The 15,361-nt window shown below is 52.5% G+C and carries 14 protein-coding genes; 3 read left to right on the top strand and 11 right to left on the bottom strand.

Features of this window, described 5'->3' with window-relative positions; genetic code table 11:
- Positions 1-38 precede the first annotated feature (38 nt).
- The 4 genes from A918_RS0117610 to A918_RS0117595 all read right to left on the bottom strand — a co-directional run bounded on the left by A918_RS0117610 (position 39) and on the right by A918_RS0117595 (position 4,803).
- Positions 39-2,255: an esterase-like activity of phytase family protein gene (locus tag A918_RS0117610; protein ID WP_028233967.1), complete on the bottom strand. Its 2,217-nt coding sequence runs from the start codon at positions 2,253-2,255 to the stop codon at positions 39-41.
- A 295-nt stretch (positions 2,256-2,550) separates the two neighbouring features.
- The gene (locus A918_RS0117605; protein ID WP_028233966.1) at positions 2,551-3,012 is read right to left on the bottom strand and encodes a GNAT family N-acetyltransferase; all 462 of its coding nucleotides are present in this window, start codon (positions 3,010-3,012) and stop codon (positions 2,551-2,553) included.
- A 29-nt stretch (positions 3,013-3,041) separates the two neighbouring features.
- A complete protein-coding gene (locus A918_RS0117600) occupies positions 3,042-4,388 on the bottom strand; it encodes a DNA polymerase IV (protein WP_022712320.1) in 1,347 nt (448 codons plus the stop codon).
- A gap of 115 nt (positions 4,389-4,503) precedes the next feature.
- The gene (locus A918_RS0117595; protein WP_022712319.1) at positions 4,504-4,803 is read right to left on the bottom strand and encodes a DUF3572 domain-containing protein; all 300 of its coding nucleotides are present in this window, start codon (positions 4,801-4,803) and stop codon (positions 4,504-4,506) included.
- Between the two features lie 235 nt (positions 4,804-5,038).
- On the opposite strand from A918_RS0117595, the gene A918_RS0117590 reads away from it, so the two are divergent.
- Both A918_RS0117590 and A918_RS0117585 read left to right on the top strand, forming a co-directional pair.
- Positions 5,039-5,410: a response regulator gene (locus tag A918_RS0117590; RefSeq protein ID WP_022712318.1), complete on the top strand. Its 372-nt coding sequence runs from the start codon at positions 5,039-5,041 to the stop codon at positions 5,408-5,410.
- 27 nt (positions 5,411-5,437) lie between these two features.
- The gene (locus tag A918_RS0117585; RefSeq protein WP_022712317.1) at positions 5,438-5,833 is read left to right on the top strand and encodes a VOC family protein; all 396 of its coding nucleotides are present in this window, start codon (positions 5,438-5,440) and stop codon (positions 5,831-5,833) included.
- Between the two features lie 103 nt (positions 5,834-5,936).
- Here the strand turns inward: A918_RS0117585 and rpmG are convergent, their stop codons facing one another.
- The 6 genes from rpmG to topA all read right to left on the bottom strand — a co-directional run bounded on the left by rpmG (position 5,937) and on the right by topA (position 13,933).
- Entirely contained in the window at positions 5,937-6,104 is a 168-nt protein-coding gene (rpmG, locus tag A918_RS0117580) for a 50S ribosomal protein L33 (RefSeq protein ID WP_022712316.1), read from the bottom strand.
- Positions 6,105-6,205: 101 nt separating this feature from the next.
- Positions 6,206-7,399: an MFS transporter gene (locus A918_RS0117575; RefSeq protein WP_022712315.1), complete on the bottom strand. Its 1,194-nt coding sequence runs from the start codon at positions 7,397-7,399 to the stop codon at positions 6,206-6,208.
- Positions 7,400-7,404: 5 nt separating this feature from the next.
- Complete coding sequence (locus A918_RS0117570) at positions 7,405-8,178, bottom strand: NUDIX hydrolase (RefSeq protein WP_022712314.1); 774 nt, start codon at positions 8,176-8,178, stop codon at positions 7,405-7,407.
- A gap of 41 nt (positions 8,179-8,219) precedes the next feature.
- Positions 8,220-8,672 carry a DUF983 domain-containing protein gene (locus A918_RS0117565; RefSeq protein WP_028233962.1) on the bottom strand — a complete coding sequence of 151 codons (453 nt, stop codon included), beginning with the start codon at positions 8,670-8,672 and terminating at the stop codon, positions 8,220-8,222.
- Between the two features lie 27 nt (positions 8,673-8,699).
- Entirely contained in the window at positions 8,700-10,985 is a 2,286-nt protein-coding gene (gene rnr, locus A918_RS0117560; RefSeq protein WP_051139086.1) for a ribonuclease R, read from the bottom strand.
- Between the two features lie 260 nt (positions 10,986-11,245).
- Positions 11,246-13,933 carry a type I DNA topoisomerase gene (gene topA, locus A918_RS0117555; RefSeq protein WP_022712311.1) on the bottom strand — a complete coding sequence of 896 codons (2,688 nt, stop codon included), beginning with the start codon at positions 13,931-13,933 and terminating at the stop codon, positions 11,246-11,248.
- Between the two features lie 285 nt (positions 13,934-14,218).
- On the opposite strand from topA, the gene A918_RS0117550 reads away from it, so the two are divergent.
- On the top strand, positions 14,219-14,398 hold the full coding sequence (locus A918_RS0117550) for a hypothetical protein (protein ID WP_022712310.1): 180 nt from the start codon (positions 14,219-14,221) through the stop codon (positions 14,396-14,398).
- Here A918_RS0117550 and dprA read toward each other — a convergent pair.
- A partial coding sequence (gene dprA / locus A918_RS0117545) for a DNA-processing protein DprA (RefSeq protein WP_022712309.1) occupies positions 14,399-15,361 on the bottom strand: 963 nt, incomplete at its 5' end.

Raw genomic sequence — 15,361 nt, 5'->3', positions numbered from 1 at the left:
GCTAAATAGCGGCCTTTCTTTTGAGAGCCTTGGGAGGTTTATTTTGCTTTTAGTTCACTGACTTTACCGACGGTGAAGAACTGGGTTTCACCATTGGAGTCATCCACACCGTCATTATCAGTCACGACATAGCCGATGCCGTTTTTGTCGATGGCGAAGCCTTCAAGTTTATCCGGAACAAAACCGTTGAGCTTCTTGAGGTCAGGAATGAAATCATAGACCAGTGTTTTGCTGACAAGCGGCAGTTTCTCACCGATCTTCGCTGGCTTCAGATCAGCCATTGCCACTTTGTAGAGGCGCTTATTGACAGCTTCATTGCCGATCAGGTTATCACGCTCAACGATATAGAGCTGACCGTCATGGGCCGTGATTTCTGACAGGCCGACCCAACCCTTTTCTTTCTTATCCAGCGGATAGGAAACGGCAGCCCATTCTTCGCTCTTCAGATTGTAGCTGAGAATTTTGACAGTGCCTTTGTCATCATCAGCCCATTCGCGCTGTACAACCATCCAGAGCGTTTCATTGTCGCCTTCACCGGTGCGGGTGATGCCTTCAAGACCAAAACGGGTCTGATGCTTGAGCAGGTCTTCAGGCAAAGCGATTTCTTTTTTGATTTCGCCTTTGTCATTCACATTGAGAATGGCATGCGGAACGAGCTTCTTCTGGTCACCTTCATTGGCCAGCCAGAAGCCGCCTTTGCCATCGGTCGTAATGCCTTCAAGATCAATCTTTTGCGCTGCATCTTTACCGCGCTTGACGAGCAGCGCAGAGGTGATTTTCGCAGGCTTCTGATTGGCGTCAATCGTGTAGATTGTCGGCGCAGCAAAATAAGCAGAGTCAGAAACTGCATAGAGAATGCCGTCTTTGCTTTCATCCGCAACCAGACCGGAGAGCGCGCCCCAGGCGATTGGTGTGCCTTCTTCCGTCAGTTCCGAAACCAGCTGCGGATAATCTGCGGCTTTGTCTTGCAGCTCATAAATCATCACATGGGAGCGGGCGGCGCCGTCTTCACCCAGATCAGTTTCATTGGCGGTTACCAGCAGGTTACGTGACGGGATCGCCAGCACACCTTCAGGGCCGATGCCCGACGGTAGCAGCTGAACGAATTCAGGATCTTTGCCGGTATCTTTATAAACGCCAATCATTGAACCGCGCTCGCTGGCAACGAAGAGATAGTTGGTATCACCAAAACGACCGACTTCGGCACCTTCCAGCTCAACACCTTTCTTGTTGCGCTTTTCCGGATAATGGCCGTGTGCAGCAATCTTGTGTTCCAGCGTATTGCCGGATTCGTAAGTTACCTTGCCGGTCTTATCGAAAATCGTGAAGCCGCGGGAGCCGCCTTTATAATCGCCTTCATTGGCGGTTAGCAGGCGATCATCGCCAACCCATTTGATAGTGTCCGGCTCGCGGGCGACATTTTTCATCTCGCCGTTGAATTTGATCTGGCCGTCTTTCTTGGTGTCGATCTTGTCGAGATCAACAGTACCGGCGGAGAAATGTGCAGTGATCTTGCCGGAAGCAGCATCGACGATCGCAATATGGTTGTTTTCCTGAAGGGTAACAGCAATTTCATTCTTGCTGTTGATGGAAACAAATTCCGGTTCCGGATCTTCCGGTGCAACTTCTGCAATACCGGTCATATCAACCACTTTCATGGTTTTGCAATCCGGTGTGCCGTCTTTGAGATTGAGAATAACCAGATTACCGGCTGGCAGCTGTGGCAGCTCGCCGTCATTCAGGTCTTCATCGCGCTCATTTTCAATGGCAACGGCGAGGAATGTCTTGTCCGGCGAAACGGCTACCGAATCCGGCTGACCGCCGAGATCGCAGCTCATTTCAACCTTGCGCGATGCAATGTCAATGACATCCAGACGGCCGGATGGCTTCACATAGCTTTCAGATGTGTTGACACCGGCGAAAACGCGCTTGCCTGCAACGGCAACTGATGTCGGTTCGCCTTCAACTTTAAGAACGCCGCCGGCTTTAGGATTTTTAGGATCGGTAATATCAACAAAACCGATGCCGCCATACGGGCTGTCGGAATAGATCAGCGTGTTGCCATCTTCCGAAACCGTGATGATTTCTGATGAGGTTGCCGCTTTGGCATCTGCATCTTTCGGCAGGTTATCGGCGACTGCAAAGCTGGCGATGCGGTTGAAAACCGGCTCAGCCGAAGCGGAAAAAGCAACGGAACTTGCCAGAGTGGCAGTAAGAGCGGTGATGAGAGAAAGTCTCATAGAACGGCGCGACATGAATATCCCCGAATGTTGGATAAAATTCTGGATCTCTGATCCAAAAGCCGCCATGCCTTGCTGCAAATGGCAATTTCTACGCTTCCGGTACTCACGTACTTATATATACGCTGCGTTCCGGTGCTCGAAATCACCATTTTCGCTATGGCCTGCCACTTTTTGATTCAGACATTGAGGGGAGATTTCGCCGTTCTCTGTTTCAGACAAATGTCACTTCCATGAAGAAATGATGACATGGCTTTTATTAGCAATTTATTCGTTGATAAAACGGTGGGAAAACGGGATGCGGCCGGTTTCAGAAAACGCTGAAACGCTTGCAGATTGTATTGTCGCTGGTGTGGTAGTTCTGAAAACCGATTGCGTCATAATAAGCAAGCCCATTGGTATTATCCGCGCCGATAGTCGCGTCAATATTTTGCAGGCCTGCATTTTCAGCTGCGAGTTTTGTTGCGGAAAACAGTGCCTTGCCGACACCGCGTCTGGCAGCACGCGGGCTGACATGTGTGCCGATAATGCCCCAGCCTGCGCTAACACCGTATTTATTGCCCTCAGCTGCGCGGATCAGTGACTGGAAGCCCAAAACCTCGCCATTTGCATCTTCTGCCACGCTGCACAGAATGCCATGCGGGTTATTGATATAAGTATCGCGTACGAAATCCTGATCATGCGGGCGCTGCCGTTGTGTAACTGCAATAATATCTGTCAAAATGCGGCTCATGGCTTCAGCATCACTCAATCGGGCAGGCCTGATAATCATTACTTTATCTTCCAAATAGCTGAGTGCATTTATTTGTCTGACGGTGTCTGCGGGCGGGCGAGGTTGCCTTTGCCAAATGTGTAGCCGGTTTCCACTGTTTTGGAGCCGAATTTTGAGCGTAGCTTATCAATGGCAGTTTCAGCCGCCGCACGCTTGCCTGCCTTGATATCCACGAGATCCGGCGGATCGGCTTTCACCGGATCGGTGAGGTCGGTCACGCCGATGCCGAGCAGACGGTATTTGGTGCCGTCAATTTCCTTTTGCAGCATATAAAGACCGGTGCGGAAAATTCTGTCTGCAAGCTGCGTGGGATCGCTCAGACGATGATTGCGGGTACGGCTCTGAAAATCCTTGGTCTTGAGCTTCAGCACCACTGTATGACCGGCAATCTCGCCATGTTTCAGCCGTCCGGCAACTTTTTCCGACAGTGCACGCAGAACCGGCACCAGTTCCTCAGCCTTGGCGATATCAATATCAAACGTGGTTTCATTGGAGATGCTCTTCATCTCACTTTCTGGTTGGACTGTGCGCGTGTCCATGCCGCGGGATAGGCGGTAGAGACGCTGCCCCATCACGCCATAGGACTTCATCAGCGCAGATTCTTCCATTTGCTGGAGCTGTCCTATTGTCTTAATACCGTCAGCATTGAGTTTGGCATTGAGCGCCTTGCCGACACCCCAGATCATACCGACCGGCTTAGGCTTCAGAAAATCCAGTGTTTCCTTTTCTCCGATCACCGAGAAACCACGCGGCTTCTCCATGTCCGAGGCAAGTTTCGCCAGAAATTTGCAATAGGACAAGCCGACAGAAACGGTGATGCCGATTTCCTGTTCAATCCGGCGGGCGAATTCTGCCAGCACAAGGGCAGGCGGCGCACGGTGCAATTTGGCCGTACCGCGCAAATCCAGAAATGCCTCATCAATCGAAAGCGGTTCGACCAATGGTGTGAGATCAAACATCATCTGGCGAATCTGATGCCCGACCTTGCGGTATTTCTCCATATTTGGCTTAACGAATATCGCCTGCGGGCAGAATTCAATGGCTTTGAAAGTCGGCATGGCAGAACGCACGCCGTGAATACGCGCAATATAACAGCAGGTGGAAACCACACCACGCTTGCCGCCGCCGACAATCACCGGCTTGTCACGCAGTTCAGGATTGTCGCGCTTTTCAATGGAAGCATAAAACGCATCACAATCAATATGCGCAAAGCTGAGGTCATAGAGTTCTTCATGGCGCACCAGACGCGGACTGCCGCAAGCGCTGCAGCGTGGTCTCTGTTCACTACGGCGTTTTTTCTGCACAGTCAGGCAATCGCGGCAGAAACCTGCCTGCGGATCGGCCTCAGCAAAATAACCGGAAACACCGTTGACCATCGTAAAAACCTGTATCATGATCCGAACATAAGCGGAACATTTGCACAATACAGGCAGATGATTTCAAGCGCCAGCAAATTTTATACACAATCTGCAGCGATGCAGGAGGTCGCACTTACATGGATTGGTCGTAAGCACTGTCGCCGTTCGGCAGAAAGCGCAGCGCCTGATTCATGCTCTCCGGCACATGGCCGGTGGCTTCACAAAACTGCATGAGCGTTGGTTCATGCGCCAGATAAAACTGCAAAACACCGGTCAGAAAAGCCGGTTCACCTGCGGCTTCGCGGATAGATGAGACTTCAATACCGGTGAGGGACAAAAAGCGATTCATCAGATCCGGCTGCTGCGCCAGAAAGACCAGAGCTTCAATGGCCAGATTTTCAGCATCGCTTTGATTCAAGATGGTTTTTGACATTTTATATCCGGCTGGCTTTTACGTTTTGGCAACTGTAATTGCATCTTTAGCTGTATGAAAGCTGTTTAGGAGCATTTTGGTCATTGTTCAATGCTATGCTGACGGGGTTGGAATAATCATGGTCTCTGTGTGCTGTACCCGTGCGTGGTAATTGACGTGAGCCGAAAACTACGAAATGCTGCGGCCAGCACGCGGATATATTCAGACAATGTTCTGAGTAATAAGGTATTTTTTCATGACCAAAAAAGTAATGATCGTTGAAGACAATGAGCTGAATATGAAGCTTTTCCGCGATCTGATTGAAGCCAGCGGTTATGAAACCATACGTACGCGCAATGGTCTTGAAGCTATGGATCTGGCGCGAATCCACCATCCCGACCTGATTTTGATGGATATTCAGCTGCCGGAAGTCTCCGGCCTTGAAGTTACAAAATGGCTGAAAGAAGATGACGACCTGAAAGCTATTCCGGTAATTGCCGTCACAGCCTTTGCTATGAAGGGCGATGAAGAGCGTATTCGTCAGGGCGGTTGCGAGGCCTATATTTCCAAGCCGATCTCAGTGCCGCGCTTTATTGAGACGATCAAGTCCTATCTCGGCGATCTGTAGTTACAGGATTTCGCCTTACTGAGGTGAATGATGAAAATTCCTACGTTCCGCATTGTAAGGCCGACAGATAATCCGGATGCACTGCTTCCCTTTTATCGGGATGGTTTAGGAATGACAGTTCTTGATAGTTTTCAGGATCATGACGGTTTTGACGCGATCATTATGGGGCGTGAAAATGTGCCCTATCATTTTGCATTTACACGCACCGATAAGCATCAGGCCGGTAAGGCACCAACCAAAGAGAATCTGCTGGTTTTTTATTTGCCGGATCATGCCGAGTGGGAAAATGCTGTTGAGCGTATGAAAGCGACCGGCTTTGTACCTGTGAGCGCCTTCAATCCCTATTGGGACAAGAAAGGGGTAACTTTCGAAGATCCGGACGGTTACCGTATTGTTTTGCAGCAAACAGATTGGGCGCCTTAATTACGGTTCCGACACAAATTACCAATCAGAAATGCTCTGTATTCAGACAACAAAAAACCCGGGCTGATAACAGTCCGGGTTTTTTTAATAACCGAAACCAGAATTATTTGATTTTGGTTTCTTTGAATTCGACGTGTGCCTTAGCAACTGGGTCGTATTTACGCTTTGTCATTTTTTCAGTCATTGTACGGCTGTTCTTCTTGGTTACGTAGAAGAAGCCTGTGTCTGCGGTCGACAACAGCTTGATTTTAATTGTTGTAGCCTTAGCCATAACGATATCCTGCTCTTTTAAATAATAAAACCGCCTGCTTGTCCGGCGATTTCATCCGGGTGCGGGAATTTGGCGCGACACTACGGATACACGCCGAAAAGTCAAGCCCGCTGTTTACGAACTACCAGTCTGATAAGCAGAATTATGATAAATGCTGCAAAAAAGAGTGATAAAGTGACCGGGAAACCTGTCGCTCCCAGCAAATCCATACCGACACCGGCTGCCTGAGGGCCTGCCAGCATACCGATACCATAGCAGAAAATGAACGCGGCATTGGCCGAAGCAAGCTCACGTCCCTGCAATTGCGAACCGAGATGGGCGAGGCCGACAGTGTAAAGACCGGCAACCACACCGCCCCAGATCAGCAGCAGAACTGCCATCAGATACCAGTTTGTGACAACATAAGGCAGCAGCACCATACCGGCGAAACCGATAATAGCACAAATCAGCAGCAGAATACGGCGGTCACCGATGCGGTCGGAGACGAGGCCGAGCGGAATCTGCATCAGCACATTGCCGAGACCAACCATAGTCAGCAGCAGCGCCGCATCGCCTTCATTGAGGCCGACACGCGTGCCAAAGACCGGAAACAGGGCAAAACCGCCGGTTTCCACTGCACCATAGACGAAAACCGCCATTGTCGCTGCCGGAACGGCGAAAATATAAGGCATGAAGGGAACGTGTTCACCTTCCTCAAATTCAGGGCTGTCTTTACTGGCAATCATGACAGGGAAGGCTGCCAGCGCAATGATGACGATACCGATACCAAAGGGCATGAAGCCGCCGCTGCCGATGATTGAGAACAACCACGGGCCGACTGCGAAGCCGAGCGAAAGACAGGTCGCGTATATACCAAGCACCAGTCCGCGTTTGGCCGGCGGGGCAGAGGTATTGACCCAATATTCAGACAGCACAAACAGCACTGTGAGCGCGAAATGCAAGGAAACGCGCAGTGCAAACCATGCAATAATATTCGGAAACAGATAGAAACCGAGGAAGGACAGACCGCTGATGAACAGCATCAGCATCATCGAACGTGCAACGCCCAGATAGGAGCCGATACGCGCGGATAGCGCTGCGCCAAACAGCGATGCAAGACCGGCAACAGCCGTATTTGCACCGATGGTGCTGGCTGAATAGCCACGGCTTTCCAGAAGCACACTCAGCAGCGGAATACCAAGGCCGATCGCTGCACCAACGGCACTGATCGTGGCAATGGCTGCGCCAAGAGAGCGCCATTGCGTTGGTTGAAGTACCTCTGATGCGGGTTCAGTTGAAAGATGGTCTTGCTGCATGAAACTTAAATCACCTCACGGACATGACGGCCATGCCGTTTACGATAGAACGGAACCGGATATATAGAGGACAAATCCCTGTCTTCGAGCAGGAGTTTTTCGATATCCCGCAAAATAATGCGCGTAATCGCTGCAATATTGAGATTAAAAGCTTCGGAAAAGCTCACAAATTTCAAATCAGACAATTCCGGCTCATTATAAGCAGATGATTCTATAGCGCTTATGTCAGCCGGATTGTGGTTTCGGGCAGGGAGCTCCGGGCTGATTTCATCCAGAAAACTGGCAAAGAAACGCGCATCATAGCGGCGCACATGACCGGGCGGGGTGATCGCGCGCGCCACATAGCGCAGCTGCGATAAATCGGGCAGATGATTGCTGCGGGCAAAACCTGTCCACGGATGTGTTTGCGCATCATCATGCGGCGTACCGAGCAACAGGCCGGTTTCCTCATAGGTTTCGCGTATTGCAGTCATGGCAAGCGCACGCGCGCGCTGTGTGCTGGCGCGCTTGCCAAGCCCTGCCAGCAATTTGGCTTCATCCTGCGGCCTGAGGCTGTTGGCAGCAATAATTCTGCCGTCCTGCGCTTCTGTACCGCCGCCGGGGAAGACAAACATATCCGGCATGAAATGCATCGCACGGGCGCGGCGCCCCATGAGAATACGCGGCTCATTGCCGTTGCGGTCGATAAGGATGAGTGAGGCAGCATCACGCGGCCGTATAATGCGGGATGCTGCGGTGCCCTGATTACTCAAAGCTGTCGCATCATCCGGCCGGTGCATATCCTGTAAAGCGTGGTCTGTTTTATGTCCTGACATTTGCGTCAGATATATTCCTGCTGACTTTCTTTATCAAAGCCATGCATATAGAGCGCCCATTGCAGGCCGATGGTGGCACCTTTGATCGGTTGCAGCAGCACCAGTGACATCAGAATGGTCACCGGCCCCCAGATAGCCAGATGCCCCCAGAGTGACAGGCCGCCCATATTTTCCACCATCATGAACAGCGCGACGACGACGTGGCCGACAATCAGCACGGTCAGATAGGCAGGCAGATCATCGGCGCGCTGCGGTGTGTAATCTTCATTACAGACAGAGCAATTGGCGACCGGACGCAGGAAGGAGCGGAACAATTTGCCGTCACCGCAATGCGGGCAGCGGGAAAGAAAACCGCGCTGCATGGCTTGTCCCAACGGGCGCGGGGTGCGGGCGGGTTTTGTCTTCTCGCCGCCGAAAACCTGCGTTTCCGTCTGTGTCAGGGTCTGATCGCTGCTCATCATCGTCTCCCAATACCTGTGTCGGGGTTATCTTTTGCTTTTACGCGAAATATGGGCTGGTTTGCCTCTGGCCGGACCGCCGGTGCGGGATTTCCCCGCCTTGCGGCTGAATTTGGTAGCTTTGTGATGCGATTGCAAGGATGCAGGCAGCAAACGCGGTTCTGTCAGCATTTCAAAACGCAGTGCTCCGGCAACCGGCTGCGCTTCAACCAGCCGTACTTCCACACTGTCGCCAAGACGATAGCCTTTGCCTGACCGTTCACCGGCGACAGAATGACCGGCTTCATCATAGTGATAATATTCCCGGCCCAAAGTGGAAATGGGAATAAAGCCGTCGGCACCATATGTCGCAAGGGTCACAAACAGACCGGCTTTGGTCACACCCTGCACACGCGCCTGAAACTCATTGCCAACCTGTTCGGCCAGATGATGGGCGATCAGACGATCTGTCGTTTCACGCTCGGCCAGCATGGCGCGGCGCTCTGTCTGGGAAATGCTGAGCGCAATGGCAGGCAATTCGCCAATCTCGTCATTGCTCAGACCATCGGGTCCCAGATTGAGCGCGCGGATCAGTGCACGGTGGACGATCAAGTCAGCATAACGGCGGATCGGGGAGGTGAAATGCGCGTAATGGCGCAGATTCAAACCGAAATGGCCGATATTGTCGGTATTATATTCAGCCTGACTTTGCGAGCGCAGCACCACCTGATTGACCAATTCTTCATGGTCTGTACCCCGAACACGGGACAAAATGCCGTTGAACTGGCTCGGGCGCAGTTCCGCGCCGCGGGCAAGGCTGATTTCCAGTGTTTTGAGGAAGTCACGCAGGGATTCCTGCTTGGTCAGCGACGGCAGATCATGAATACGGTAGATCAGCGGCTGATTTTTGGCTTCCAGTGTTTCAGCGGCGGCGACATTGGCCTGAATCATAAATTCTTCAATGAGCTTATGTGCATCGAGCCGGTCAGGCACAATAACTTTCAGCACCTGTCCCTGATCGTCGAGGATCAGTTTCTTCTCCGGCAGATCAAGCTCAAGTGGCTCGCGCTTGTCGCGGGCTTTTTTCAGCGCCGCATAGGCCCTCCACAGTGGCTTCAGGCTGATATCAATAACGCGTTCGGTCTTCTCATCCAGAGCGCCGTCAATGGCCGCCTGTGCCTGTTGATAGGCGAGGCGGGCAACCGAGCGCATCATGATACGGTGAAAGCTGTGCGAGCGTTTGCGGCCATCTGCGCCGATGATGATGCGCACCGCCATGGCCGGACGGTCAACACCTTCACGCAGCGAGCACAGATCATTGGAAATGCGCTCCGGCAGCATCGGCACCACGCGGTCAGGGAAATAGACCGAATTGCCGCGCTTCAGTGCTTCATGGTCGAGCGAGGAGCCGTGCTGCACATAATGGCTGACATCGGCAATCGCCACGACAATGACAAAGCCGCCTTCATTGGCCGGATCAGTGTCCGGTTCGGCAAAAACCGCATCGTCATAGTCTTTAGCGTCAGCCGGATCGATGGTGACGAGCGGCAGTGAGCGCCAGTCCTCACGATGCGCCATTGTTGCAGGCTTGGCATTTTCCGCCTGCTCAATCGCTCTTTCAGGGAAAATATGCGGAATTTCATATTCGTGAATCGCAATCATCGACAGCGCTTTTTCACTGCCGATTGAGCCGATCACCTGTTCAATCTTGCCCTGCGGCAGGCCAAAGCGGCTTTTCTGATGCGGGATCGCTTCAACCAGATCACCCGGTTCAGCCCCGTTCAAATATTGCGCATCAATGCTGATTTCATTCTGTTTGCGGTTGACCGGCTCAAGACGGTATTCGCCGCTCTGCAGCTGGCGTAAAACACCAAGCACGGCATTATCGCGTTTTTCCAGTTTTTTGATAACGCGGCCGGTATAGGGCGCAGCACTTTTATCAGAACTGGCAAAGATTTTGGCCAGAACCTGATCGCCGACGCCAACTGTCGGGCCTTTATCCTTATGTGTCCGGCGCAGCAGTACCAGCGGCGCTGCTGTTTCACCATTCCACTCAATCGGACGTGCAATCAAGCCGCCATCACTGTCGCGACCGGTAATGGTCAGCGGAGCAATCGGAGGCAGGGTATTCGGGCGTGACAGTTTCTTGGCGCGCTTTTCCACCTGTCCGTCATCGGCCAGTTCACGCAAAATATCTTTGAGATAAATGCGGGCATCACCCTTGAGATTGAATGCCTTGGCGATATCACGCTTGGCAGCGCGATCCGGATTTTCAGTGATGAAAGTGAGGATATCTTCCTTCGTCGGAAGATAGGCTTCCGAGAGCGGCTTCACTTTGGATTTACCGGAAAAGCTCTTGTTGTTTTTTGCGCCCTTCTGGTTTTTTTGTTTGCCTGAGCCGCTGTTACGGTCAGAAGAAGGGTCTATTCTGCGAGCCAATCCGGTCATCCTTAATATTTACTTTTCATAAAGTCCTGAAAACTCTTTAAAGCATTTCAGCACAGAATGGAAACATTTGCTGTGCCTGCGCTGATGCAAATAAAAAGGGCACCATAGTAACTATGGTGCCCTCTGTGTTACGTGCTTTGTGCTGCTTATTCAGCGGCATCCGCTTTTTTAGGTTTAGCGGCTGCTTTAGTCGCAGTCTTTTTAGCTGCCGGCTTTTTGGCTGCTGCCTTTTTTACCGGTTTGGCTTCATCATCCGCAGCCTTGGCTTTGGTTGTCTTCTTCGGAGCAGCCGGTTTTTTCGGTGCGGCTTTCTTCGTGGTCTTCTTGGCAGAACCGGCTTTCGCTGTAATCAGCTCCAGCGCTTCTTCCATTGTCACTGTTGCCGGATCTTTGCCCTTTGGCAGCGTGGCATTAACCTTGCCCCAATTGACATAAGGGCCGTAACGGCCGTCACGCACTGTAATTGAACCGCCATCCGGATGATCGCCGAGTGTCGCAAGCGCAGCCGGTGTGGCACGGGTACGACCGCCTTTAGCGGCTTTCTCCGCCAGTACAGTCACAGCGCGGTTGATGCCGATCTCAAACACATCCTCAATGCTGTCCACATTGGCGAAAGCGCCGTCATGGGCAATGTAAGGACCGTAACGGCCGAGGCTTGCGGTGATCATCTTGCCGCTTTCCGGATGCGGACCCACATCGCGCGGCAGATTGATAAGCTGCAAGGCTTTTTCCAGATCAAGTTCAGCCAGTGACCAGCCTTTCGGCAGGCTGGAGCGCTTGGCTTCCTTGCCTTCGCCGCGCTGGATATACGGGCCGAAACGGCCGGTACGCGCAGTGATATCTTCACCGGTTGCCGGATCCTGACCAAGCACTTTTGGCTCATCAGATGCAGCTGCCGCATCACCTTCACCTTCACCACCAAGCTGACGGGTGAATTTGCACTCCGGATAGTTGGAGCAACCGACGAAAGCGCCATATTTGCCGAGCTTCAGCGAGAGATTGCCGGTGCCGCAGGTCGGGCAGATACGCGGATCCATACCGTCGCCGCGATCAGGGAAGGCAAGGGCGGAAAGCTGCTCATTGAGTGCATCCAGCACATTGGTAACGCGCAGTTCTTTAGTGCTGTCGACATTGCCGGAGAAATCCTGCCAGAAGTCGCGCAGCACGTCTTTCCATGCCAGTTTGCCATCGGAAATCAGATCGAGCTTTTCTTCCAGCGCAGCGGTGAAATCATATTCCACATAGCGCTCAAAGAAGCTTTCAAGGAAAGCGGTGACCAGACGGCCTTTGGCCTGCGGGATCAGCTTGCGCTTATCCATTGTGACATAATCGCGGTCACCCAGAGTTTTCAGCGTTGCAGCATAAGTCGACGGGCGGCCAATGCCGAGCTCTTCCATGCGCTTGATGAGCGATGCTTCGGAATAGCGCGGAGGCGGTTCAGTCGAATGCTGGGTTGCGTCGATTTTCTCGCGCTTCAGTGTCTCACCGGCATTGATCTGCGGCAGACGTGCGCTGTCCTCGTCTTCATCTTCTTCTTCGCGGTGATCCGTATAGGCCGCGAGGAAGCCGTTGAAGCGGACAACCGAACCATTGGCACGCAACACGGCCGAACGGGCACCGTTTTTGGCTTCAATATCAACGACTGTGCGCTCAATATCAGCAGGCTGCATCTGACTGGCGATAGCGCGTTTCCAGATCAACTCATAAAGGCGAGCCTGATCATCATCGAGATATTTGCGTACTTCTTTCGGATGACGGCTGAAATCGGTCGGACGCACCGCTTCGTGCGCTTCCTGAGCGTTTTTCGCTTTAGTGGAATAGTAACGCGGCTTTTCCGGCACATAATTATCGCCGAATGTCTGGCCGATTGCTTTGCGCGCTGCGGAAATTGCTTCCGGTGCCATTTGCACACCGTCAGTACGCATATAGGTAATCAGACCGGTGGTTTCACCACCAAGTTCAATACCTTCATAGAGGCGCTGCGCAACCTGCATAGTGCGCGATGCGGAGAAGCCGAGCTGACCGCTGGCGGCCTGCTGCAAGGTGGAGGTGGTGAATGGCGGGCCCGGATTGCGCTTGGTCGGCTTGGCATCAACGCTCATGACATTGAAGGCCGCGCTTTCCAGCATGGTGCGGATGGCACTTGCCTGCTCTTCATTTTTAATGTCGAGCTTGCCGAGTTTTTTGCCGTCAACAACAGTCAGGCGGGCAGTGAAATTATCGCTGCGCGGTGTCTGGAGCAGGGCGGCAATATTCCAGTATTCTTCACGGATGAAGCGTTCGATCTCGGTTTCACGGTCACAAACGAGGCGCAGTGCAACCGACTGCACACGGCCAGCCGAGCGCGAACCCGGCAATTTGCGCCACAGAACCGGCGACAGTGTGAAGCCTACGAGATAGTCGAGCGCACGGCGTGCCAGATAAGCATCCACCAGCGGCACGTCGATTTCACGCGGATTGGCCATGGCTTCGAGCACAGCATTTTTGGTAATGGCATTGAAGACCACACGTTTGACCGGTTTGGAGCCGAGCACTTTTTTCTGACGCAGCACGTCCAGAACATGCCACGAAATTGCTTCCCCTTCGCGATCAGGGTCAGTTGCCAGAATCAGTTCGTCGCTTTCCTTGACCGCTTTGGCGATCTCGGAAAGACGTTTGGAAGAGGCCGCATCGACCTCCCAGCTCATGGCAAAATCTTCATCAGGACGAACAGAGCCGTCTTTTGCAGGCAAATCGCGGACATGACCGAAAGAGGCCAGAACCTTATAGCCTGAGCCTAGATATTTATTGATTGTTTTGGCCTTGGCGGGCGATTCAACGACAACGACATTCATATTGCGGGTCCAGATTAACGTACACAGCCGGATATGCCCGGATTGCGCCAGTATTGAAAATCATCAGGCTGGCAGGATATTTGTCATTCAAATGAACAGCGAAATCAGATTGGTCAAGAGCAAGCCACTGTTTTTTACGCAAAACAACGACAGGTTGACATTGTTTATTTTGTAATCATAGGTTGATTTCAGGCATTGTACATATCAAATTTGTCTGTTCCGGTTGCAATAGAATGACATTTTATTTGGTTCTTTCATTTATATATTTAGGCTTAAGGCGGGCTCATGAAGGCAGATAAAGAGAAGTCCTATCATGAAATCATTTATGTTCATGATAAACTACTGGAATTACGTCATATTGCTCAGTCCAACCACTATCCGATGCTGGCTTATTTCATTGAAATGGCATGGGTTGAGGCATCAGATGTTTTGCGCAGCCAGTCAGGCCGGATGACGAAAAACTGATTACTGTGAGGGCAAAAGCGCAACCAGACCATTGTCGCTGCGTTGCAACTGCCCCGCGAGATCAAGCTCCAGCAATGCCAGATGCACGGCAGAGGCACTGAGACCTGTGTGGCGGATAATCACATCCGCTGAGACGGGGGTGTTGCTGAGAGCGTTGCGGATACGCTCATGATCATTGTGTGCCGGAGCAGGATTTTTACCGGTATCAAAACCGGTGCTTGCCGGTTGTTTCATCAAAATCTGTGCTGTGTCTTGATTGAACAAGGCTCCGGCCTGCATTTGTGCCGTACCGTCCTTACGTAGCATCGGCTCCAGCGCAACCAAAATATCCTGTGCTTCGGTGAGCATGATAGCGCCGTTTTTGAGCAGGGAGTTCGCACCATTCGCACGCGGATCGAGCGGCGAACCGGGTACAGCGAATACCAATCTGCCCATTTCTGCAGCCAGTCGTGCGCTGATGAGCGAGCCGGAACGCTGTGCCGCTTCAATCACTGCAAGCCCGAGCGACAGGCCGGCGATGATGCGGTTGCGGCGCGGAAAGTCCTGCGCGCGTGGCACCCAGCTCATCGGCATTTCAGTAATAATGACCCCGCCATTATCAATGATCTGGTCGAGCAGCGGAATATTTTCCGGCGGATAGGGGTGGTCAAGCCCGCCTGCCAGAACGGCAATCGTACCGGTCTCAAGGCTGGCTTTGTGCGCCGCCGTATCAATGCCGCGCGCAAAGCCGGAAACGATGGCGCAGCCGGATTGCCCGAGATCGCGAACCAGCTGGCTTGTGAAGGCGCAGGCCGTGGCGGAAGCATTACGTGCACCGACAATCGCCACCGGCGGCTTGCTGAACAGCGTTGTATCTCCAAGCACAGTTACCAGTGGCGGAGGATTGAGGATTTGTCTGAGATAGGGCGGGTATTCCGGCTCGCCCATTCCGATAAGTTTGGCACCGGCGCGTTCTATCGCTTC

Origin of the sequence: Pseudochrobactrum sp. AO18b, from assembly GCF_000409565.1 — a bacterium.
Taxonomy (GTDB): Bacteria; Pseudomonadota; Alphaproteobacteria; order Rhizobiales; family Rhizobiaceae; genus Pseudochrobactrum; species Pseudochrobactrum saccharolyticum.
The sequence above is the reverse complement of the archived record's forward strand: the minus strand, read 5'-3'. Positions and strand labels throughout refer to the sequence as shown.

Excerpts from the sequence above, each read along its gene's own strand:
- A918_RS0117610 (WP_028233967.1), bottom strand. The coding sequence starts at position 2,255 with ATGTCGCGCCGTTCTATGAGACTTTCTCTCATCACCGCTCTTACTGCC.
- A918_RS0117605 (WP_028233966.1), bottom strand. The coding sequence starts at position 3,012 with ATGATTATCAGGCCTGCCCGATTGAGTGATGCTGAAGCCATGAGCCGC.
- A918_RS0117600 (WP_022712320.1), bottom strand. The coding sequence starts at position 4,388 with ATGGTCAACGGTGTTTCCGGTTATTTTGCTGAGGCCGATCCGCAGGCA.
- A918_RS0117595 (WP_022712319.1), bottom strand. The coding sequence starts at position 4,803 with ATGTCAAAAACCATCTTGAATCAAAGCGATGCTGAAAATCTGGCCATT.
- A918_RS0117590 (WP_022712318.1), top strand. The coding sequence starts at position 5,039 with ATGACCAAAAAAGTAATGATCGTTGAAGACAATGAGCTGAATATGAAG.
- A918_RS0117585 (WP_022712317.1), top strand. The coding sequence starts at position 5,438 with ATGATGAAAATTCCTACGTTCCGCATTGTAAGGCCGACAGATAATCCG.
- rpmG (WP_022712316.1), bottom strand. The coding sequence starts at position 6,104 with ATGGCTAAGGCTACAACAATTAAAATCAAGCTGTTGTCGACCGCAGAC.
- A918_RS0117575 (WP_022712315.1), bottom strand. The coding sequence starts at position 7,399 with ATGCAGCAAGACCATCTTTCAACTGAACCCGCATCAGAGGTACTTCAA.
- A918_RS0117570 (WP_022712314.1), bottom strand. The coding sequence starts at position 8,178 with ATGCACCGGCCGGATGATGCGACAGCTTTGAGTAATCAGGGCACCGCA.
- A918_RS0117565 (WP_028233962.1), bottom strand. The coding sequence starts at position 8,672 with ATGAGCAGCGATCAGACCCTGACACAGACGGAAACGCAGGTTTTCGGC.
- topA (WP_022712311.1), bottom strand. The coding sequence starts at position 13,933 with ATGAATGTCGTTGTCGTTGAATCGCCCGCCAAGGCCAAAACAATCAAT.
- A918_RS0117550 (WP_022712310.1), top strand. The coding sequence starts at position 14,219 with ATGAAGGCAGATAAAGAGAAGTCCTATCATGAAATCATTTATGTTCAT.